Raw genomic sequence first — 396 nt, forward strand, 5'->3', positions numbered from 1 at the left:
TGGTGATGGTGGTGTGAGGAGACGGTGACCTGAGTCCCCTGGCCCCAGTAGTCGTAACGATTGACGGCGGTGTAGAAACGATTACTCGGATCTGCTGCACAGTAATAAACGGCCGTGTCCTCAGTTTTCAGTGTGTTCATTTGCAGATACACTCGGTTCTGGTCGTTGTCTCTGGAGATGGTAAATCGGCCCTTCACAGAGTCCGCATAGTCCGCGACAATCCCGGTCCTGCTAATTAGCGCTACAAATTCACGCTGCTTCCCCGGAGCCTGGCGGAACCAGGCCACGGTCAAAGTGTCGGTGGTCCGTTCGGAGGTTGTACAGGAGAGTCTCAGAGAGCCCCCAGCCTGCACCAATCCTCCCCCAGACTCCTGCAGCTGCACCTGGGCCATGGCC

At 57.1% G+C, this 396-nt stretch carries 1 protein-coding gene; it reads right to left on the reverse strand.

Annotated features, from left to right (window positions below; genetic code table 11):
* The coding region (locus OO306_RS28490; RefSeq protein WP_369124583.1) for a hypothetical protein at window positions 1–392 on the reverse strand (392 nt) is incomplete at its 3' end.
* Window positions 393–396 lie beyond the last annotated feature (4 nt).

It is taken from the genome of Pseudomonas sp. DCB_AW (assembly GCF_026240895.1).
Taxonomy (GTDB): Bacteria; Pseudomonadota; Gammaproteobacteria; order Pseudomonadales; family Pseudomonadaceae; genus Aquipseudomonas; species Aquipseudomonas kermanshahensis.